Origin of the sequence: Sedimentibacter saalensis (genome assembly GCF_007830175.1) — a bacterium.
Classification (GTDB): Bacteria; Bacillota; Clostridia; order Tissierellales; family Sedimentibacteraceae; genus Sedimentibacter; species Sedimentibacter saalensis.
This window is the reverse complement of the sequence record NZ_VLKH01000003.1, coordinates 338,086-357,740: the sequence shown is the minus strand read 5'-3', so window position 1 is coordinate 357,740 and position 19,655 is coordinate 338,086. Positions and strand designations below refer to the sequence as shown.

The 19,655-nt window shown below is 30.3% G+C and carries 30 protein-coding genes; 29 read left to right on the top strand and 1 reads right to left on the bottom strand.

Annotated elements, in window-relative coordinates:
• Positions 1–19: 19 nt before the first annotated feature.
• The 13 genes from LY60_RS06960 to LY60_RS06900 all read left to right on the top strand — a co-directional run bounded on the left by LY60_RS06960 (position 20) and on the right by LY60_RS06900 (position 9,882).
• Complete coding sequence (locus LY60_RS06960; RefSeq protein WP_145081859.1) at positions 20–589, top strand: DUF1697 domain-containing protein; 570 nt, start codon at positions 20–22, stop codon at positions 587–589.
• 85 nt (positions 590–674) lie between these two features.
• A complete protein-coding gene (locus LY60_RS06955; protein ID WP_145081857.1) occupies positions 675–860 on the top strand; it encodes a hypothetical protein in 186 nt (61 codons plus the stop codon).
• 56 nt (positions 861–916) lie between these two features.
• Positions 917–1,474 (top strand): flavodoxin family protein, encoded by a 558-nt coding sequence (locus tag LY60_RS06950; RefSeq protein ID WP_145081855.1) that lies wholly within the window; start codon positions 917–919, stop codon positions 1,472–1,474.
• A 141-nt stretch (positions 1,475–1,615) separates the two neighbouring features.
• Positions 1,616–2,446, top strand: coding sequence for an ornithine carbamoyltransferase (locus tag LY60_RS06945; protein ID WP_145081853.1), 831 nt, complete (start codon positions 1,616–1,618; stop codon positions 2,444–2,446).
• Positions 2,447–2,566: 120 nt separating this feature from the next.
• Positions 2,567–2,857 (top strand): LD-carboxypeptidase, encoded by a 291-nt coding sequence (locus tag LY60_RS06940; protein WP_145081851.1) that lies wholly within the window; start codon positions 2,567–2,569, stop codon positions 2,855–2,857.
• 216 nt (positions 2,858–3,073) lie between these two features.
• A complete protein-coding gene (locus LY60_RS06935; RefSeq protein ID WP_145081849.1) occupies positions 3,074–4,039 on the top strand; it encodes an amidohydrolase family protein in 966 nt (321 codons plus the stop codon).
• An 86-nt stretch (positions 4,040–4,125) separates the two neighbouring features.
• Positions 4,126–4,683 (top strand): P-loop nucleotide/nucleoside kinase family protein, encoded by a 558-nt coding sequence (locus tag LY60_RS06930; RefSeq protein ID WP_145081847.1) that lies wholly within the window; start codon positions 4,126–4,128, stop codon positions 4,681–4,683.
• A gap of 125 nt (positions 4,684–4,808) precedes the next feature.
• Positions 4,809–6,194 (top strand): hypothetical protein, encoded by a 1,386-nt coding sequence (locus tag LY60_RS06925; RefSeq protein WP_145081845.1) that lies wholly within the window; start codon positions 4,809–4,811, stop codon positions 6,192–6,194.
• 318 nt (positions 6,195–6,512) lie between these two features.
• Entirely contained in the window at positions 6,513–7,271 is a 759-nt protein-coding gene (locus LY60_RS06920) for a class I SAM-dependent methyltransferase (protein ID WP_145081843.1), read from the top strand.
• Positions 7,272–7,480: 209 nt separating this feature from the next.
• Positions 7,481–7,972, top strand: a complete 492-nt coding sequence (locus LY60_RS06915; protein ID WP_145081841.1) for a hypothetical protein — start codon at positions 7,481–7,483, stop codon at positions 7,970–7,972.
• Between the two features lie 112 nt (positions 7,973–8,084).
• Positions 8,085–8,636 (top strand): TIGR04104 family putative zinc finger protein, encoded by a 552-nt coding sequence (locus LY60_RS06910; protein ID WP_145081839.1) that lies wholly within the window; start codon positions 8,085–8,087, stop codon positions 8,634–8,636.
• 114 nt (positions 8,637–8,750) lie between these two features.
• A complete protein-coding gene (locus LY60_RS06905; RefSeq protein WP_145081837.1) occupies positions 8,751–9,323 on the top strand; it encodes a DJ-1/PfpI family protein in 573 nt (190 codons plus the stop codon).
• A 97-nt stretch (positions 9,324–9,420) separates the two neighbouring features.
• Positions 9,421–9,882, top strand: coding sequence for a hypothetical protein (locus LY60_RS06900; protein WP_246145389.1), 462 nt, complete (start codon positions 9,421–9,423; stop codon positions 9,880–9,882).
• A 126-nt stretch (positions 9,883–10,008) separates the two neighbouring features.
• On the opposite strand, the gene LY60_RS06895 is transcribed toward LY60_RS06900, so the two are convergent.
• Positions 10,009–10,197 carry a hypothetical protein gene (locus tag LY60_RS06895; protein ID WP_145081835.1) on the bottom strand — a complete coding sequence of 63 codons (189 nt, stop codon included), beginning with the start codon at positions 10,195–10,197 and terminating at the stop codon, positions 10,009–10,011.
• 171 nt (positions 10,198–10,368) lie between these two features.
• Here LY60_RS06895 and LY60_RS18020 point away from each other — a divergent pair, with 171 nt between their 5' ends.
• From LY60_RS18020 to LY60_RS06820, 16 genes are all read left to right on the top strand, one after another.
• The gene (locus LY60_RS18020; RefSeq protein ID WP_170226130.1) at positions 10,369–10,536 is read left to right on the top strand and encodes a hypothetical protein; all 168 of its coding nucleotides are present in this window, start codon (positions 10,369–10,371) and stop codon (positions 10,534–10,536) included.
• 102 nt (positions 10,537–10,638) lie between these two features.
• Complete coding sequence (locus LY60_RS06890; RefSeq protein ID WP_145081833.1) at positions 10,639–11,691, top strand: RDD family protein; 1,053 nt, start codon at positions 10,639–10,641, stop codon at positions 11,689–11,691.
• Between the two features lie 167 nt (positions 11,692–11,858).
• Positions 11,859–12,659, top strand: a complete 801-nt coding sequence (locus LY60_RS06885; protein ID WP_212633459.1) for a hypothetical protein — start codon at positions 11,859–11,861, stop codon at positions 12,657–12,659.
• Positions 12,660–12,701: 42 nt separating this feature from the next.
• Entirely contained in the window at positions 12,702–13,244 is a 543-nt protein-coding gene (locus LY60_RS06880; RefSeq protein WP_246145388.1) for a GNAT family N-acetyltransferase, read from the top strand.
• A gap of 50 nt (positions 13,245–13,294) precedes the next feature.
• Positions 13,295–13,876 (top strand): YdcF family protein, encoded by a 582-nt coding sequence (locus tag LY60_RS06875; protein WP_145081827.1) that lies wholly within the window; start codon positions 13,295–13,297, stop codon positions 13,874–13,876.
• Between the two features lie 166 nt (positions 13,877–14,042).
• On the top strand, positions 14,043–14,429 hold the full coding sequence (locus tag LY60_RS06870; RefSeq protein ID WP_145081825.1) for a cytidine deaminase family protein: 387 nt from the start codon (positions 14,043–14,045) through the stop codon (positions 14,427–14,429).
• 126 nt (positions 14,430–14,555) lie between these two features.
• Positions 14,556–14,777: a hypothetical protein gene (locus LY60_RS06865; protein ID WP_145081823.1), complete on the top strand. Its 222-nt coding sequence runs from the start codon at positions 14,556–14,558 to the stop codon at positions 14,775–14,777.
• A 19-nt stretch (positions 14,778–14,796) separates the two neighbouring features.
• Positions 14,797–15,234 carry a hypothetical protein gene (locus tag LY60_RS06860; protein ID WP_145081821.1) on the top strand — a complete coding sequence of 146 codons (438 nt, stop codon included), beginning with the start codon at positions 14,797–14,799 and terminating at the stop codon, positions 15,232–15,234.
• Between the two features lie 38 nt (positions 15,235–15,272).
• Positions 15,273–15,728 (top strand): hypothetical protein, encoded by a 456-nt coding sequence (locus LY60_RS06855; protein ID WP_145081818.1) that lies wholly within the window; start codon positions 15,273–15,275, stop codon positions 15,726–15,728.
• Between the two features lie 140 nt (positions 15,729–15,868).
• Positions 15,869–16,546, top strand: coding sequence for an HD domain-containing protein (locus tag LY60_RS06850; RefSeq protein ID WP_019230086.1), 678 nt, complete (start codon positions 15,869–15,871; stop codon positions 16,544–16,546).
• A gap of 265 nt (positions 16,547–16,811) precedes the next feature.
• Positions 16,812–17,411 (top strand): hypothetical protein, encoded by a 600-nt coding sequence (locus LY60_RS06845; RefSeq protein WP_145081815.1) that lies wholly within the window; start codon positions 16,812–16,814, stop codon positions 17,409–17,411.
• Between the two features lie 41 nt (positions 17,412–17,452).
• Positions 17,453–17,626, top strand: a complete 174-nt coding sequence (locus tag LY60_RS06840; RefSeq protein ID WP_246145387.1) for a hypothetical protein — start codon at positions 17,453–17,455, stop codon at positions 17,624–17,626.
• A gap of 67 nt (positions 17,627–17,693) precedes the next feature.
• Entirely contained in the window at positions 17,694–17,954 is a 261-nt protein-coding gene (locus LY60_RS06835) for a TIGR04076 family protein (RefSeq protein ID WP_145081809.1), read from the top strand.
• Between the two features lie 90 nt (positions 17,955–18,044).
• Complete coding sequence (locus LY60_RS06830) at positions 18,045–18,431, top strand: VOC family protein (RefSeq protein WP_145081806.1); 387 nt, start codon at positions 18,045–18,047, stop codon at positions 18,429–18,431.
• A 70-nt stretch (positions 18,432–18,501) separates the two neighbouring features.
• Entirely contained in the window at positions 18,502–19,065 is a 564-nt protein-coding gene (locus tag LY60_RS06825; RefSeq protein WP_145081803.1) for a GNAT family N-acetyltransferase, read from the top strand.
• Positions 19,066–19,077: 12 nt separating this feature from the next.
• Complete coding sequence (locus tag LY60_RS06820) at positions 19,078–19,641, top strand: YdcF family protein (RefSeq protein WP_145081800.1); 564 nt, start codon at positions 19,078–19,080, stop codon at positions 19,639–19,641.
• Positions 19,642–19,655 lie beyond the last annotated feature (14 nt).

Here is a 19,655-nt window from a genome sequence, read left to right as displayed (position 1 = left end):
GTTAAGGAGGGTTTACAACATGACTGTTTATATAGCATTGTTAAGGGGCATTAACGTAGGCGGAAAAAATATAATCAAGATGGCAGATTTGAAAAGAGTATTTGAATCAATTGGGCTTTGCGAAGTGAAAACATATATTCAAAGTGGAAATGTTCTATTCAAATCAAATGAATCAGAGGAATTTTTGTGCAATAAAATTGAACATGAGATTGAAGCAGTCTTTAGTATTCCTGTAAAAGTTATTTTGAGGACGTCTATGGAGTTAGAACAAATTATTTCGAATTGCCCATTTTCCAAGGATGAAGTAACAGAAGCAGAGACTTTATCCGAAGTAGAGAGCCTATATGTTGCATTATTGACACATAATCCTTTAAAAGAAAATATTGAGTGCATAGATGTTTATAGAAGTGAAAGCGATAAATATCATATTGTAGGGAGAAACATTTATCTTTTATTCCATCATAGTATTAGAAATTCAAAACTTGCGAATAATCTTTATAAATTGAATGTTCCGACAACTGTTCGTAATTGGAAAACATTAAGCAAACTTTCAGCATTAGCAAAAAGTATGGAAATGAAATGTCATTGACTGATGAAGCTAGAATTTATAAATTTGTTGAAATGGGAATATTTAGAGTTAAAACTACTCTTAAATAGAAGGGGGAAGAAAGAATATGAATATTAACAAGGGAGCAAAGATTGGTATCGTGATTGAGATTATAGCACTTGCCATCATGATTCTTACTGCTATTTTTAATAAAACTATTCCATCTGCAGTGAGTTGGATTTTTACCATAGGACTAGCGATTGCATTAACAGGAACAATGGTAGACCTTTCAAAAAATAATAATAAAATATAAAAATGATATAGATTCAAACTTGCAGTATTATATACGAGTCGTAAAAGGAGTTGTTTATGGTTGAAAAATGGATTGCAGTAGTTGGAAGTCCAAGAAAGGGTAAAAACACAGACCTAATTGTGGATTATTTTATTCAAGGGTTAGTGGAGAAAAACATTGAAGTAGACAAGTTCTTGTTAAGCAGTTCAAACATTACGACTTGTACAGGATGTGAATATTGTATTAATTCAGGTACATGTATTATTGAGGACGATACATCCAAGATTATTGAAGGCATGAAAAAAGCAAATGGATATATATTTGCTTCACCTTCATATAATTACAACGTGACAGCCCAAATGAAGGCTTTGTTAGATAGGACCTTTTGTCTGAATGACTATAGTAATGGCTGTAAAAGCCGGCTTTCACCCAATAAAAAGGCAATCGTAATTGGTGTGTGTAAAGGAAGTAAAAAAGAGTCAATGGGGTTCACAGTGGAATGCATGAGCAAAACTCTTTCAGACCTAGATGTTAATATCATCAATACACTTGAATATTATGATACAAAAAACATGCCCGTTGCAAATAATTATAGCATTAAAGAAAAAATTAATGAATTAATAAGAGATTTATAATTTATAAATATCAACTGACTGCAGAGCATTGGCTGGTTCTTAATAAATGCTTAGGAGTAGGCTAGAGTTGTTTTGTATTGAGCTGTTAAAAAATAGACAATTTTATCATGTTTTTAGGTGTAAATATAATGGGGGAATATTATGAGAAATTTAATAAGAATTAATGATTATTCAAAAGATGAAGTATATGAAATATTCAAAATTGCTGAAGAAGTTAAAAACGGAAAATACACAGATTTTCTTAAAGGTAAATCTATTGTGATGTTCTTTCCGAGTTCAAGCATACGAACGAGAGTTACATATGAGAAGGGAATTTATCTGCTTGGTGGACAATCAGTTTTGTTTCCTTCTGATACACTTGATAAAAAGGAAAATATCAAAGATGTTGTGGGATATCTCAATAACTGGGCAGATTGCATTATCGTAAGACATAGCAATATTGAGCTTATTGAGGAAATGTCTAAATCATCGGCTGTTTCTATAATTAATGCTATGACAAGTGTTAATCATCCTTGTGAGATATTGACGGATTTGTATTCCTTATCCAAAATAAGGGATGATTACTTAAATTCAAAATATTTGTTTGTAGGGGCTAAGGGGAATATTGGAATGGCGTGGAAAGAAGCTTCTGATTTATTCGGTTTTGAATTGACACAGAGCTGCCCTGTAGGATATGAAATTAATGGGGTTACTGTTGAGCATAATTTGAGAGAGGCTATTATAGGAAAAGATATAGTGTTAACTGATCCAATAAACAAGGATATACTTAAAGATTTTGTGAATCATCAGATTACAAAATCTTTGATGGATACTGCAAATCCAAGCGCTCTGTTAAATCCATGTCCGCCATTTTATAGGGGCGAAGAAGTTTCTGCCGATGTTATTGACAGTCACTATTTTGTAGGATATGAGTTTAAAAAGCATTTGCTTGAAGTTCAGCAAGCAATAATTATTTACAACATGAATAACTGAGAAATGAGAATTTTATTTTGGAGAAGGTAATACTTGTTTGTTTGATATTACCTCTGAAAAAGCACAGAAAATTTTAAGTTCATGGGGCTATAAAGAAGAGTTCAATCAGGTGAAAATAATATGTTAAAAAAACCAAGACATTTATGTTATGTTGATACCATTGCAACTGTAAGCCCTTCTAATGGTTTCGCCAGAGATTACAATATTAATTGGAAGTATCCCCTTGGAGTTAATAGACTAAAGGATTTATTCGGCTTGAATGTTGTTCCTGCGCCAAATTCACTAAAAGGAAGCGAGTATTTAGCAAAAAATCCACAGGCGCGTGCTGAAGATTTAATTTGGGCATTTGCAAATCCTAATGGATTGTTTATTATACAGGATTGGTATACCCATGGATATTTGTTGGTATAGACGTATTGCCATCCATATATTTCATATCAGTCGAACTGTGGCTAAAAAATTATATTGCAATCATACTAAGTATTGTCTTAGGAATAACACATGTTGCAATTACCTGCTCCAATTTCTTGTAGTAGCACTCATAATTCTAAGTTATGTTTTACCAGAACATTCTAAAACTTCGTCACATTAGTATAATAAGACAAAGGATAAAAAAAGGTTGGTGAAATGAAAAAAAAAGACTTATATTCAGATAAATTCATTAAATCATTAAAGAATCATGACTTATATAATTTAAGAATGATACCAAAATCAGATTTACATAATCATTTTGTATTAGGTGGTAGTAGAGAATACATCCAATTACAAACTTCAATAGAAATTCCATTTATCAAAGAAGTTCTATCTTCAATGCAGGATATGCATAAATGGAATGATACTAATATAGGCACAAGATTCAATACAAAAGAAATGAGAAAACTACTAATCGATGCTACCTTTGTTCAAGCCAAAATAGATGGGATTACAATTCTTGAGATAGGTGAAGATGTTTGGGGTTTAGGAGAATTTTTTAATAATGATATCGATGAATTAATAAATGCATTTATAGATGCTAATCAAAGAATTGCACCTGAAATTGAATTGCGGCTGCAGATAGGATTATCAAGGCATTGTCCTGTAAATTATTTATTAAAGTGTTTAGAACATTTTTGGGGACATGACATTTTTTATTCTATTGATCTATATGGCGATGAACATGCACAGCCAATAGAAAATTTTATACCTATTTATAAGAAAGCCAAATCTGAAGGTTTAAGGCTTAAGGCTCATATCGGAGAGTGGGGAACTGCTAATGATGTTAAAAAAGGAATTGAATTGTTAGAGCTTAATGAGGTGCAACATGGAATAGCAGCTGTTAATTCAGAAGAAATAATTCATTTTTTGATAAAGAATAATATCCGGTTAAATATCACTCCTACAAGTAATGTTAAACTTGGAAGGGTTCAACACTTAAAATCACACCCTATCAGGAAACTTTATAAATCAGGTGTTGATGTAACAATAAATTCTGACGACATATTGATTTTTGATAGTGATGTATCAAAAGAATATCTTAGATTATATGAAGCAGAAACTTTAACAGCTGAAGAATTAGACAATATACGAATTAATGGTTTATGTAAAGTAAATTAAGCGAAAGTACATACTATTCAAATATTGCGTCGCATCAGTAGAATATGGCGAATTAGAGGTTATTTATTTGTGTGGAGGAGACCAATTTGGATAAAGTTTTAATACTAGTTGCAGGAATGCCTGGGACTGGAAAAACAAGGTTTGCAAATTATCTGTCCGATAAATTACAAAAATCCTTAATATGTAAAGATAAACTAAAAGAGATAATTTGGGATAAGTTGCATTATGATGCTTCAGAAACCCAAAAGTATGGCGGTCTTGCTTATGATTTATCATTTCACTTTTGTGAAATGCTTATGAAATCAAAGCAAACAATTATTTTTGAAAGCAATTTTAGTAGTACATGCCCTGATATTCTCTTAATGATGGTTAATAAATACGGATATAAAGTTATAACAATTTTATTTGACGGTGATGTTGAAGTAATTCATAAACGCTTTGTAGAAAGAGATAAAACAGAAGAGAGACACCCTGGACTAGTATCAAATGGATGTTTTCACGATTTTGATTTTTTTAAGAAAGCAACTCAACCTTGCAGAGATTTTAATTATGGAGACTGTATTATAACTGTAGATACAACAGATTTTTCTAAAGTTTCATATGATAATATAATCGTAAAAATAATTAATTCTTTGTCAGAATAAAAATTAAGTTAGTACGCATTATTCAAATTTAGCATCGCATCAGTAATATTATAGTGGTAAACTAAAGTATAATTAAAAAGTATTGAAAAGTTGATAATTTATATAAAAAAGATAGGAAAAGAATTATGGATATAGATGAAGAAAAAACAATATTAAATCCATGGAAAAAGCCAATCATGGAAATCACTTTGGGATTTGCTTTAACTTCTATAACCTTAAACTTTCTATGGCTACAGTATATTTTGCCTGCAATTGGAACAGTGCTGATATTTATTGGGGTAAGAAGCTTACGAAAAGAAAACAAATATTTTACTATGGCTTATTTTCTTGCAGCATCTCAATTGGTCATAAATGCTATTAATTTAATTATTATATCAACACCATTGGTCGTAGAAATACAAAATGATATTATTTTTTCTTTGCTATTAATAGGGTTTCGACTTGCTTTGTTTTTGTCATTGAGTTCAGCAATCAGAAATATCTTTCAAAAGGCAAATGTTTCAAATATTCAAAATTCATTTTTTTTAGCATTTATATGGATATTATCATTTGCTTTACTTGCAATATCCCCACTTTCTAATAGCTGGATGGCATTTATATTGTTGACATTCTTTTGCATTTTGGTTATTCGTTCTTTACAATGTTTAGGAGACGAATTAGGGAATATTGGATATGGCATTATTTCTATTGAAGATAGATTGAGTAATACTGTTGTTGTAAGAGGATATTTGATTATATGCCTTGTTCTTGTAATAAGTTGTGGGGTTGCTGCAAATCATGCAGTTCCAAACTTTACTGAAATAAAATCTTCTACGGCTTCTGATACTCGAAACATACTAATGGAGTTTGATGTGCCAGAGGAAATTCTTAATGATATGTCCTATGAGAATATTTCTATGCTACAAAATGCAATTCATGTTGATGTGTATACAGATTTGTTAATGTTTGATGGCGTAAGTGAAATGGTTGAAACAGGCACAAGAATGTATAAAGAATACATTAAATCTAAAAATCGTACTATAGAGGCAACAACTGTTTATACTGAATTGCCGGATAATGAGATTTATGTTTTAGTGTATTTTAAATGGCAAAAGCCAAACGCTTTTTGGAATGATGGTTTTACTATTTGGGGTGAAGAAGGAATTGAACTTTTAGATGGAAAACTTTTTTACCAAAAGGATGGCACAGATTACGAAGCGTCAATACCAAGACTTAAAAATGACTTTGTAACAACAGAAAGCATGTTTTTTGGGGCAAGTCAATCTAAGCAAATTTCCGGTGGAGTTTGCTATCCCTTTGGTTCGGAAAATCAGAGAGGGTATGTTTTTTATCGTTTAAAACTTTCTGAGGAACAGGGAATTGTACCTAACTGCATTAATTATTTGCATTCTAAAAACCCTATTTCGCTACCTTATACTTTTGCTGAACAAAAAATATTATCAGGGCAGCGCGAATATAAGCAGCACTATACCACTTATGATCTTAAAAAATATCAAGATATGCAAGAATGACAGATAATAAATTTAATTTATTAAACAAAAATACGGAGAATTGTATAATAATATTATTTGCCATAGCGGGAGGTCAAAGACCGCTCCTACAACACATAATTCGAATTTTGCGTAGAAACAGTAGAATATTCATTATGAAGTGTTTATCATAACGATAAATAAGAATCTGGAGGTTTGAGATGATGAAACGAATTAACTACTCGGTGCAGTATTAAAACTGACAGCAGATTGTATCGAGGTTAATTACTGAGGCTTGGCCTATGTTGTCAGGAACTGCACCAATCAGAACATATTAAATTTTGAAAGGAAGCAGAAAAGATGAATGTAGAAGAATTAAAAATAATTTGGAAAAAAGAAGAGGAAATAGCACATATACATGGATGGGACTTCTCTCATATTCATGGGAGGTATGAGGAAGAAAACGACTTACCATGGGATTACGAAAAAATAGTTAGACAGTATCTAAATAGTAATTCAGATATCTTAGATTATGATACTGGCGGCGGTGAATTTTTACTTTCATTAAATCATCCATATAGTAGGACATCTGCAACAGAAGGTTATAAACCAAATGTGGACTTGTGCAGAGAAAAATTACTACCTCTTGGAATAAACTTTAAGGCATGTGATAAACCTTCTGAAATACCATATGATGATGAAACATTTGACATAATTATAAATCGTCATGGTGATTTCGACGCTATAGAATTATATAGGCTTCTAAAAAATGACGGTGTATTTATAACGGAGCAAGTCGGTGGTGATAATGATAGAGAGTTAGTAGAAATGGTTCTGCCAGGCACTGAAAAACCATTTCCACATTCGAATCTTAAAGAACAGCGCAAAGTATTTGAAGAGGCAAGATTTCAAATCATTCGGGCTGAAGAAGCATATAGACCCATTCAGTTTTATGATATTGGTGCGTTTGTATGGTTTGCACATATTATAGAATGGGAGTTTCCGAATTTTTCAGTGGAAAAGTGTTTTTCACAGTTATTGGGAATGCAAAAAATGATTGACAAAACCGGTAAAATTGAGGGAACTATACATCGTTACTTAATTATTGCAAAGAAATAAGTTTTAGTTTATGTGGCAGGAATAATACCTGCCACATAAAACATGAAACCCATATCCGGAATAACTTTATGCAGTTCTATGAAAGAAGCAAAAGAACTATATGAATTTTTAAATATATAAAAAGCTGTCACAGCAAATAGGTTCGTGCTAGCAGAATATTATGTCATATTAGTAGTCAATTTCGGACTAATTATTATAATGGGGGAAATATGAAAAATAATAAAATAACTGCAATTATAATTTTTTTTATAGTTACAATAGCACTTATGTTTTGGAGCAGTACAGAAAAGAACAATAATAAGTCATTGAGTTATTACAAAACAGATTTAGATGGGTTTAAGAGCATTTACAGTGATTTAACAATTTCTTTAGATACTTTTATTAAATCACCAAACATTGAAAATTATGCTGAGGTTCAATATTTAATGGGAAGAACTATTGGGAGATTAGGTTCATTAGATAGGACAATGTCCGAATGTTATAAAATGGGATTGTTGCAAGAGGATAAATTAAAATATAAAGATTCTGATGTTACTGTTATAGTGGCAAGAATAGTAAAAGACTCAAAAAAATTAATAAATGAATCTATTGAACTTATAGATAACAAAATAATTATGGATGAAGTGGTAATCAACTCAGTGTATGAGGAATTAATGTCTGTAAATGATTTAATGAAACCATACTATGATACTGTAGACTAATTTATTAGTATTAAGAGGCATTCTTCAAATATTGTGACCAATATTCAACTAATGTGTATTATTAAAAAATAGGCATTGGGAGGATAAAATATTCGTGGAGGGTTAACTTTATATGCAAAAATGCAAAAAGTGTTTTAATAAATTCAAATATAAAGATATATTAAAATCAATGTGGGTGAAAGGATATGCTCCTATTGTATGCACTGAATGTGGTACGAAACATTATGTAAATTGGTCAACAAGGTTAATCCTCAGTTTGTCTATATTTACGCCATTAATCATTATCAATTTTGTAAATCTGAGTTCTAATCACTTTATTAACTTTTCTATAATACATTATTTGATTTGGGTTTTTGCAGTAATATGTATAACACCTTTTTTCGCTAGATATCATAATAAAATAAATGATGAAAAAAATGATGGAACAAAAGCATTATTAACTTCAAATTTAAATAGCATAGAGGCTGAAGTTATTATTTCGATTCTTGAATCGTATGAAATACCCTATTTTAAAATTTCGAGAAGAACAGGTCCAATGGAAATTTTTACGGGAACTAATAACTTAGATATATATGTTCAGCCTCATATGCTTCAAATGGCAAAAGAATTAATAAATCCTCAGAATATAGATTCAAATACAACTAAGGATGATATAGGTGTCTGAACATTTTTCCTCTAATCGGTTAAATTATGTAATTCAGAATTTTAAAATATTTTTCGCAACATTAGAATATTGCGACTTTACTTAACTAAATAATACAGATAGGAGTGAATATTAATGATTAATATAGGAATTTTGGTTTTTGATGAAGTTGAAGAATTAGATTTTGTAGGGCCTTTTGAAGTTTTATCATATGTTAATAAAATAAAGACTGATAGTGTAAATGTGTGGCTTATAGGCATTGATGAAAAAATAATTCGAGGATACAATGGGTTACGATTTTTCACTGATTATACAATTGATAGTTGCCCGCATTTAGATGTCCTGGTAGTTCCAGGCGGGCAAGGGAGAAAGATTGCCATGAAAAACATTAAAATCCTTAATTTTATAAAAAGTCGATATACTGAGTTGAAATATTTATCCTCTGTTTGCACAGGTTCATTGATAATTGCTTCTACAGGACTTTTGAAATATAAACATGCAACTACTTACCATACTGCCTTCGACGAGCTTTCTGAAATGGGAGTAATAGTCGAAAAATCAAAAGTAGTTCAAGACGGCAACATTATTACAGGAGCAGGGGTTTCCTCTGGAATAGATGTAGGGTTATATTTATTAAGCAAACTATTCGATGAAGCAACAGCACAACAAGCAGCTGATAAAATTGAATATATTTGGCACAAGGATTAATTCGCACTGCTCAAAATTTATCTAATACCAATTTAATATAATCTATATTGAGTGTAAGCAGAACATTGTAATATTAAGTCATATTTAGGGGGGAAATATGGATATTAAATTTGATGAAATAGCATTAGAAACTTATTTAAGAAAATGGCAAGATATTTTACGGTTAAGAGATTGGAATATTAGATATAGAATTGTCGCTACAGAGTGGAGAAAAACTGGAGATATTAAAATTGATATGGCAGACAAAGAAGCCATATTAATGATAAATAATTATAATCCAAAACATACTAACTTAGAGGCTGTAGTAATACATGAGTTACTTCATTTGAAATTATGGGGAATGGACCAAATGATTGAACAACTTATTTACTCAGTTTTTGGACAAGAAGAAAATGATCCTAAATTTGATTTTGCTTATAATCAATTTATGAATACATTAGAGTCTACGGTTGAAGATTTATCAAAGAGTTTCTTATTATTAGGCGGTGAAAATAAAGATATTTCATTTGGCAGGGTAGAACAACTGGTTAGAGAGGAATTACATGGAAATGAGGAATAGAGCAGTAAATAAATAAGAATATTTTTATAAAATTTAAGGTGTACTTTTCATATATGTTGTGCATATCATGACTATTTAGCATTGTTTACTAAGTTAGCGAAATATGGTATATTATTATGGATATGGTTAAAATGTAAATAAAATCACAAGCAAGATAGGCTTAATATTAGAGGGGGTGATATTAATGCGTTCTGTTATATCTTTATTCCTATCAATTATTTTCTTCATTGTATATTTTAAAATTTTATCGCTTTTTAATTTTCCAATTTCACCGACAGCAAACATTATACAACTTTTCATTTTAATTTTTATCATAATTCCCTTATCTGTATTTAGTTCTTATAAACTAATAGAAGTAATTAAAAAAATGTAGTTGAGATAGATAGGCTGTATCAATAAACAATAGAACTGAAGATTCCTCAATAAATAGATGAGTTTATAAATAAATGGTTTAATATCAATCAATAGTTTAAAGGAGCAATAAACATGAACGAAAAATCAAAAGATATACTTATTGCTGCAGCAATTTTTGTGCTGGCAATAATATTTGGAGGATTTTTTATAGAAAAATCGAACTATGGGTATACCGAATCTGCTTTATTGTATTTAGCAGGCGTTATGGCTGCAGGGTTATTTTGGGTCGGACGTAAATAATATGTTAATACGTAATTTTAATGTTGCAAATCATTATTATAATGCAAGATATCGTATTTAAATTATGAGTTTATTTGTTACAGATTTTGATAGGAGGCAAGTATGATGATAAATGAAATTGAAAAGTTACCTCAGGTATTTCACCCATGGCGTAGATATTTAGCGAGAACGATGGACTGCATTATATACAATTTGCTTTGGTTAACTTTTATTGCATTTATATTTCACGTAAACGTGGCGGCAAGAAGAGGCTTAGATAACGTACTTGATTCTTTCATTACACTTGTTATAATGATGGGTTTAGAGCCACTATTGCTCCATTTATTTAAGACTACACCTGGCAAGGCAATCTTTGGGCTTAGGATAGAAAACTGTGATGGAAGTAAACTTTCTTACGGAGAGGCTTTAGAGCGAACATGGAGAGTTATAGGAGAAGGCATGGGATACAACATTCCAATTTATAGACTAGTCCGCCTTTGGAAAAGCTACAATTTGTGCAGCGAGAATGAAACTCTGCCATGGGATGAATCAATATCCTACACCATCAAGGACACTAAATGGTATCGAGGTGTGTTTTATGTATGTGCATTTGTATGCTCTTTCGTTGTTGTATATGCCATTATATCTGCACAGCTGATTCCTCCCAACAAGGGTGATCTAACCATAGCAGAATTTGCAGAAAACTATAATTATTATGCAAAGCATTTTGACATGAGCTTTAGAGATGAATATTTGGATGAGAACGGGAAATGGAAAAAGAAAGATTCTGACAGTATGGTAATATATATCAGCCATAATGATAATCCAGAGTTTGATTTTATATTGAAAAATGGATATATTACAGATGTTTCATTTGAAATTGAAACCAAAAATAATGAATATATGCTTAGTCCATATGACAGGCAAATGATTTTGGCATCACTGGCTTTTGCAGGCGCACAAGATGAAATGAAATTATTTTCAAAAATTCCAAAACGAATAATTGAACAAATCGAAAATAACACTTTTAAGGGCTATCATTTTGCGGAGGGTGGCATAACCTTTATCTGTGATATTGAGCATTCTGGCTATTATGAAACACAATCCTATCTGTTGCCATCCGATGATGAGAAAGAAACATATTTTAATTTAAAATTCTCCATGAACAAGCAATAATCAAAAAATAAATGTTACGAAACAAATTCTCAAAATAATGAAAGGGTCAGAAAAAAATGAAAAAGTTTTCAAATTATATAATAATAGCTTTACTAATAATAAATATAATTTGCTTAATGCGAATAAATAATCTTAAAAATACAATGGACAATTATTACCAGCAAATTGTGTCTGGAATTAATAGAAATAATAACGAAATTTCAAATATTTATTCTAATATTAATTCTATTCTTGATAAACAGGGTAGTTTACTTGATAGTTATGAAATAGAATTCGGAGATAGTCTGGATAAGGATAATTTAACAGTACCAGTTAAGTTTACTGTTGTGCCTAAAGAATACTCAGAAGGACTTACAGTAAATATCCAATTAAATGATGAAAGCTTCATATTGAATAAAAAGGGAACATCTTTTGAAGCAACTGTTGATATAGATATTTTTGATACATTTCAACCAAAAGTAGTTATAAGTCAGAATGGAATTCAAAAAACAGAAAGTATTGATGAATATTATGATTTATATAATAAGTTTCTGTTGCAATTAGAAGGATATTATAACGGAAGTACACAATATAGTAATGGTAAACTTATATACAAGGGCAACATTGATCTTAGAATCACTAATACAAATGACACTATGCCTGAAAAAATTAGTATTGTATATGATGTAAATGGAAGCACATTAAGAGAAGATGAGGTTGATATATCAGAATTTAGTAATGAAAGCTATGCAACTAACTTTATAACTACAGGTACTATTGATGAAGTGATGTTAAGCGCTAATGAAGTATTAACAGTCTATGCAAATATACAAGATAAATATGGTATTAATTATAAATATGTAGTTTTACGTAATGAAGTAGATAAAAACGGTGAACCTGTTTATAATAGTCCGGAATGGGCAAATGGTAGTATTGTTGAAATAACTAGAAACGGGAAGGTTTTGAATGTGCCAAATTACAAGTATTAAGGTATGTGTCCACAAAATTATTTAATTAGTCGGAGGTCTTTGTTGAAATCAATTAGCTATAGAGAATTAAAGAAATCTGAAATAAGCGAATCATTATTTGCAAACTTTAATCGATACCAAAATGTAAAAAAGTGTTGGCGCAAGGAAAATGGTGAATGGATATTAAAAGACATTGCTTTTACAGAGCAATGGAGTTCAGATGAATATAAAGTTTTGATTGAATGTCTTCAAAACACTGTAAAAACAGGTGGTACAGTATTTGGAGCTTTTAGTGATAATGTGCTTGTTGGATTTGCATCCATTGAAAGCCAACTTTGGGGTTCACAAAAGGAATACATTCAACTTTCAAGCATTCATACATCTTATGAATGTCGTGGAATGGGAATAGGTAAAAAATTGTTTTCTCTTGCTAGTACAAAAGCAAAAGAGATGGGTGCTAAAAAGCTGTATATATCAGCACACTCATCTGAGGAATCACAAGCTTTTTATAAAGCATTGGGCTGTGTAGAAGCTTTAGAGTATAATAAAAAATTAGTTGATGAAGAGCCATATGACTGCCAATTGGAATATAGATTACTAATATAACCTTACTAAAGTTATGTAAAAATCTTTTTCAAATGGTTAGGAGATAAATGATGAAGTATAAAAAATTTTATATTCTATTAATTTTCATGGTGATTTACATATTATATGTTTCTGTCAGTATATATTCATACAGTAATATAAATGATTTAAGGAAAGCAGATGCAGCCTTAGTATTAGGAGCAGCAGTATGGGGAGAAGAACCATCTCCTGTGTTTGAAGAAAGAATAAATCATGGAATTTGGCTATACATGAATGGATATGTTGACAAATTAATTTTTACCGGGGGGAAAGGTGAAAATACGTCTATTTCAGAATCTGCTGCTGCAAAATATTACGCTATAGAACATTCAGTTCCTGAAAATGATATTCTAATTGAAGAAAAATCTACTATAACTCAGGAAAATATATTGTATGCCTCTAAAATTGTCAAGGAAAATAATATATCGTCCGTTTTATTGGTAAGTGATCCTCTTCATATGAAAAGAGCAATGTTAATGTGCAAGGATTATGATCTTACTGCTTATACCTCGCCCACCCCAACGACAATGTATAAAACAACTAAAAATAAAATTATTTTTTTATCACGGGAGGTTTTTTTCTATATAGGATACCAGATATACAGGTTATTTTAAACACTCTAATGTGCTGGATAGGTTAAAAAAATACCTGATTATCCTGAATATATTGTTACTTTAGAATATTAAAATGTATGAAACAGTAATACAAAACAACAATATTAATACGATAAATTTAAATTTTCAGTATAAAAATATTAATAAATTGAAGGAGTACAATGACATGAATACAGAATGGCAGAAACTTTATGATTTGGCAATGGCAGTAATTAACCCTCACGAAATATCAAAACAGATGTACGTAGGAAGTGTTGCGGCCGCAGTATTAACAAAAAGAGGAAACATTTATACAGGTATATGCATAGACACGAGCAGTTCCTTGGGAATGTGTGCAGAAAGAAACGCAATGTCAACAATGCTTGCAAATGGAGAAAATGATATAGAAAAAGTAGTTGCTGTTTATAAAGATGGTACAGTAATGGCACCATGCGGGGCGTGTCGAGAATTTATGATGCAGTTAGGAGAAAGCGCAAGGAATATAGAAATCCTGCTCAACAATGATGGAAAATCAATGAGTTTAAGCGAACTAATGCCTGAGTATCCATACTGATAAAGAACATGGATTAAACTGACAAATTCTGATTTGTATAGTTGAGAAATTGAGCTGTATGTGAGTCTAAAGAACTTATTAATAGGTGGCTTAATTATATAAAGAAAAATTCTCGAGGAGATAAAAATGTTAAAGAGAGCGTTAAAATTTGCAATAGGTCCGAGCATAGGTGTAACAATAGGTGGTATAATTATTCCAAGAATTATTTTTTCGAACCTATATAACGCAACTTATCCACCAATAATAGTACATGCAGGGTTGTACTTTATTGCAGGTTATATTGTATCATTCTTAGTTTTTTTATTAATTGAATGGGTTAAGTTAAAATTTGATAGTAAGCATGAATGATAATAAGGAGGGGATATAGTTGAGCAAAAAGTTGTCTTCCATGTTAATCATATTCATTATCTTATCAGTGATGATAAGTTGTAATAAAAATGATTTATTATTTACAAAAGTAGACCTAAATAATGTAAACGAGGAGATTAAATCATCCTTGAGTAATTATTACAGTGAGAATGGTATTTATCTTTATGAAAATGGTGCGGATGAGGTGTATTTATTTTTGAATGGTTACAATGTAGAACAAGGAGAAAAATCATCTTACTATGACGATATAAGTATGGAAGTTAAAGATAAAACATTGTTTATTAATTTCAGTAAAAAATATGCAGATAACTATGAAAATAAGGAAGTCGAGAACAGACAATTATATAAAATTAACAAGCCTGAAAATATTGATACCATAAAGGTTTTCAGTAATGAACAAGAAACACATTTCGATGCAGTAATTGTCAGTAAATAATATTCAAATATTATTAGATGTATTTAAGGGGTTAGTATATGAAGAAAAAACTATTTATTTTTGGAGCCATTATAATTTTTTTTTTAATATTTATAACTGTCGATAGAACGCAGCTACATAACTTATACAACAAACAGATTACATTGCCTACCGATAAAATTACCTCAGGGGAAGTTTCAGATTCACGTATAGGGGGAAAATTAAGTCACGAATTATCATCTACTGAACTTAATGGATTTATTAACTTTTTTAACAGTTGCAATATTACTGAACGAGAATGCAGGAAGATATCGGGAAAACATACTTCAATATCGGATTCATCCGATATAACTTTACAGATGAATAATGGTACGGCAATATACTTTATGGCATTTTGGGATGGAGAAATATATGTTACTGATGAATATAGTAGCAAGTATTATTCATTATATGACACAAGGTTATTAAACTATATTTTTGGTATGGGTGAATGCCTATACTCAAAAGTTAATTAAGAATTTTTCTAGATGTGATGTGATCAATACAGTTAGCATAGTAACTAAATAATTCGTATTCTTATTATGCTATTAGTAATTTTTAAATATTGAAAATAAAAACACAAAGAAGTCATATGGGTTTATAAATGGAGGAAGCAGTGAATAGTGAAATAAAACATAAGAGAATTTTAGAAATAGTTCAAAATAAATTGACTTGTTCTGCACATAATCTGGATCATGTAATGAGAGTCTACAATCTTTGCTTAATGATTTCAAAATACGAAGAAAATGTTGATTTAGAGATATTGATTCCTGCAGCATTGCTGCATGATATTGCCAGAGTTGAAGAGAGTGAAGATAAGACAGGAAAAAATGATCATGCTGTATTGGGAAGTGAAATTGCAGAAAATATATTGAAAGATTTAGAATATGAAGAGGAAAAGATAGAAAAAATCAAACATTGTATTATTACACATAGATTCAGAACCGGAAATGAACCAAGAACAATAGAAGCAAAAATACTTTTTGATTCCGATAAGCTAGATGCAATAGGTGCAGTCGGTATTGCTCGAACTTTTATGTTGTCAGGACAATGTGGACAAAGACTGGAATTAAATAATTCAATCAGCGATTACTTAAGTTATAACACGACGGAAAATGGAAGGATAAAGGATATGTCAAAGCATAACCCAATCATTGAATATGAAGTCAAATTGAAAAAAATTCCAGATAAATTATATACAAAAAAAGCAAAAGAAATAGGTGAAGACAGGATTGAATTTATGGAGCAATATTTCAATAGATTAAAATTAGAATTACAATGCAATGTGGACTAAGTTCAACTAAAATTTATAACTAGAAAGAAAATTATAGGAGGACATTGTGGATTTCGGAGGATGGTCATCATGGCAAGTTATAACAATAATTATTTGTATTACAGTAGCCATTGGTCTTAGTAAAAAAAAGAGGCAGCAATAAAAATAGGAGAGAAACATATTGGAAAATAAAGATGTTTTTAAAGATATAATACAAGATTATGAAACAGCACGACCAGGGTATACATCTGAACTATACAATGATTTTTGAATTGAGGAGTGTATTATGAATAAACGAATAGGAATGTATTCATCTATTGTTACATTAATTGGTGTTGTTGGGTTTGCACTTTCTATGTTTATAGGGAGTGATGATGGAAGTTATCTCTTTAGCCTTTTTATTTCATGGGGGTTTGTTCCAATGATTTGCTCTTTTTCCGCAGTTGCTTGTAAAGAAAACAATTCTGCTGGTTATGCAGCAATAGCATTTTCTGCTATGTATGCAGTAGTTGTTGGATTAGTTTATTTTGCACAATTAACAACTATACGATTATCAGAATTGAATGAACAGGTCCTTGCCATATTAGATTATAAAAACCTAGGAAGTTTGTTTTTTAACTATGATTTATTTGGTTATGCTTTCATGGCAATTGCTACATTTTTTATTGCATTAACAATAGAAGTCAATAACAAAAAAGATAAGTGGTTAAAATTACTTTTGTTAGCTCATGGAATTTTTGCAGTATCTTGTATTGCTATGCCAATAATGGGAGTTTTTAGCTCTAATATGAAAGATGGTAACATTATTGGTGTGTTAGTTTTAGAAATATGGTGCGTTTATTTTACTCCCATATGTATTCTCTCATACCAATATTTTAAAAAATAAACGTATTACTTGTTTAGTATAAAAAGGAGTGAATGATTATTATGGATTTTAATACAATTGGATATACTTTATTTCTTGCTTTTCTAGGAATAGTATCTTTCTTTACCAAAGAGATAGTAACATTTGTGATGTTATGTTTTATAATAATAATATTAACAAATATATATAATGTATTAAAAGGAATTTTGGAAAAATTAGATAAAACAATGGAATGATACGTAATTATGGATAGTTTGCCTAAATTATTAATTTTACGAATAGTAAGTTTATGGAGGAAAGACCATGGCTAATGTTAAGTTAACAGTGGTAGAAAGCAAGTGCAGAAACGGATATTGTAAAAAGGGTGATAACTATATTGTTGATGATTTATGTCCACCAATTTGCCATGAGTTGTGGAATTGTATGTATCCATTAATATATGCATTGCAAAATGGAGCAGATTTAGATTACGGAGAAATGCGTTCTCCGCAGTTTGATGTAAAATGCCCGGATGGCGGAAGGGTTTTGGTTCATGGTGAACGCATTGAAAATTTAACGCATTAATATAATTTGAATGTTATATAAAAAACAAGAAAAATATATAAGACACATAAAATTATATAAGAAAAATTGAAATTAAGAAGGAGAACAATAATGAAACCAGAAATTAGCCTTATCACAATTTGGACAGATAAAATAGAACAGATGAAAAGTTTTTATAATCAAGTTCTTGGATTTGAAGTTGAAAATGATCTTGGCAATTATGTTGAATTTAAAAATAATGGAGTAAGATTTGCCATCTGTTTGAGAAATGTTATGTATGGATATAGCAATGAATATAATAAAAAAGCAGCTGGTCAGTCTTTTGAACTGGCATTTCCATGCAAAAATCCAAATGATGTTGATAAATCATTTAATAAGTTAATTGAGATGGGGGCAACTCCTGTTCATGAACCACAGGACATGCCTTGGAACCAAAGAACTGCATTGTTTGCAGACCCGGATGGCAATATACATGAAATTTTTGCAGAGATTATTTAGTACAGTAAAAAATTATAATAACAAGTATTATTCTTACTGTTAAATAGTATTTTTGTAGAGGAGAATAAATGTGGATAGTGTATATGTAAGTTGCCCTGAATTCGAAAATAAACGATTTTTATTAAGATTTATTTCCATAGATGATTGTGATGATTTGTTAAAAGTATATTCTGATAATAAAGCAGTTCCTTTATTTAATAGCGATAATTGTGGCGGAGATAATTTTTACTATAAGACACATGAAAGAATGAAGGAAGCTCTTGATTATTGGAAATTCGAATATGACCGAAAAGGTTTTGTAAGATGGTCAATTATAGATAAAAAAGATAATTCTGCAATTGGAACAATAGAATTATTTAATAGAGAATCAAAAGATTATTTTAATAATTGTGGGCTTCTACGTTTAGATTTGAGAAGTGATTATGAAACAAAGGACAATATAATAGATATTTTAAAAATAATTATTGATAAAACTTATCAAATGTTTGAATGTAGTATGATAGCAACAAAGGCACTCCCTATTGCAAAAGAAAGAATAATGGCTCTAAAGGAATTAGGCTTTTCACCTGCTGAAAACAAGTTGATTGGTCATGATGGGACGGAATACTCATCATATTATTTTATAAAGATGTAGGATGGTAGATACTTGAAAAAGATAATAATTTACGTATTTTTAATATTTTTTGTCTGGTTCGTAGTACATACTTTGATAATTACTTTTGATGGATTTAACGATAGTATTGGAGTTTCAGATGCAGCTGTTGTTTTAGGAAGTAAAGTAGAATTGGATGGAAATCCATCTAAGAGATTACAGGGCAGATTAGATAAGGCTGCAGAACTTTATGATAAAAATTATTTTGATTATATAATAGTAAGCGGCGGAACAGGTAAGGAAGGATTTGATGAAGCGGCTGTTATGAAAGAATACTTAATTAAAAAGGGAATTCAAAGTGATAATATACTATTAGATCCTGAAGGATACAATACATATATGACTGCAAAAAATACAAAAGAAATAATGGACAATATGGGTTTGAAATCCGTAACGATAATTTCTCAATTTTATCACATTACAAGAACAAAATTAATATTTCAAAACATCGGTTTTGAACAGATATATTCAGCCCATTCAACACATTATGAACTAAGAGACATTTACTCTCTCTTCAGAGAATTTTTTGCATATTATAAATATCTCCTTTACTATTAAAATAAAGGAAAATA

Coding starts and splice junctions, on each gene's coding strand:
- LY60_RS06960 (WP_145081859.1), top strand. CDS start 20: ATGACTGTTTATATAGCATTGTTAAGGGGCATTAACGTAGGCGGAAAA.
- LY60_RS06955 (WP_145081857.1), top strand. CDS start 675: ATGAATATTAACAAGGGAGCAAAGATTGGTATCGTGATTGAGATTATA.
- LY60_RS06950 (WP_145081855.1), top strand. CDS start 917: ATGGTTGAAAAATGGATTGCAGTAGTTGGAAGTCCAAGAAAGGGTAAA.
- LY60_RS06945 (WP_145081853.1), top strand. CDS start 1,616: ATGAGAAATTTAATAAGAATTAATGATTATTCAAAAGATGAAGTATAT.
- LY60_RS06940 (WP_145081851.1), top strand. CDS start 2,567: ATGTTAAAAAAACCAAGACATTTATGTTATGTTGATACCATTGCAACT.
- LY60_RS06935 (WP_145081849.1), top strand. CDS start 3,074: ATGAAAAAAAAAGACTTATATTCAGATAAATTCATTAAATCATTAAAG.
- LY60_RS06925 (WP_145081845.1), top strand. CDS start 4,809: ATGGATATAGATGAAGAAAAAACAATATTAAATCCATGGAAAAAGCCA.
- LY60_RS06920 (WP_145081843.1), top strand. CDS start 6,513: ATGAATGTAGAAGAATTAAAAATAATTTGGAAAAAAGAAGAGGAAATA.
- LY60_RS06915 (WP_145081841.1), top strand. CDS start 7,481: ATGAAAAATAATAAAATAACTGCAATTATAATTTTTTTTATAGTTACA.
- LY60_RS06910 (WP_145081839.1), top strand. CDS start 8,085: ATGCAAAAATGCAAAAAGTGTTTTAATAAATTCAAATATAAAGATATA.
- LY60_RS06905 (WP_145081837.1), top strand. CDS start 8,751: ATGATTAATATAGGAATTTTGGTTTTTGATGAAGTTGAAGAATTAGAT.
- LY60_RS06900 (WP_246145389.1), top strand. CDS start 9,421: ATGGATATTAAATTTGATGAAATAGCATTAGAAACTTATTTAAGAAAA.
- LY60_RS06895 (WP_145081835.1), bottom strand. CDS start 10,197: ATGATAAAAATTAAAATGAAAAGTTGTATAATGTTTGCTGTCGGTGAA.
- LY60_RS18020 (WP_170226130.1), top strand. CDS start 10,369: ATGAACGAAAAATCAAAAGATATACTTATTGCTGCAGCAATTTTTGTG.
- LY60_RS06890 (WP_145081833.1), top strand. CDS start 10,639: ATGATGATAAATGAAATTGAAAAGTTACCTCAGGTATTTCACCCATGG.
- LY60_RS06875 (WP_145081827.1), top strand. CDS start 13,295: ATGAAGTATAAAAAATTTTATATTCTATTAATTTTCATGGTGATTTAC.
- LY60_RS06870 (WP_145081825.1), top strand. CDS start 14,043: ATGAATACAGAATGGCAGAAACTTTATGATTTGGCAATGGCAGTAATT.
- LY60_RS06865 (WP_145081823.1), top strand. CDS start 14,556: ATGTTAAAGAGAGCGTTAAAATTTGCAATAGGTCCGAGCATAGGTGTA.
- LY60_RS06855 (WP_145081818.1), top strand. CDS start 15,273: ATGAAGAAAAAACTATTTATTTTTGGAGCCATTATAATTTTTTTTTTA.
- LY60_RS06845 (WP_145081815.1), top strand. CDS start 16,812: ATGAATAAACGAATAGGAATGTATTCATCTATTGTTACATTAATTGGT.
- LY60_RS06840 (WP_246145387.1), top strand. CDS start 17,453: ATGGATTTTAATACAATTGGATATACTTTATTTCTTGCTTTTCTAGGA.
- LY60_RS06835 (WP_145081809.1), top strand. CDS start 17,694: ATGGCTAATGTTAAGTTAACAGTGGTAGAAAGCAAGTGCAGAAACGGA.
- LY60_RS06830 (WP_145081806.1), top strand. CDS start 18,045: ATGAAACCAGAAATTAGCCTTATCACAATTTGGACAGATAAAATAGAA.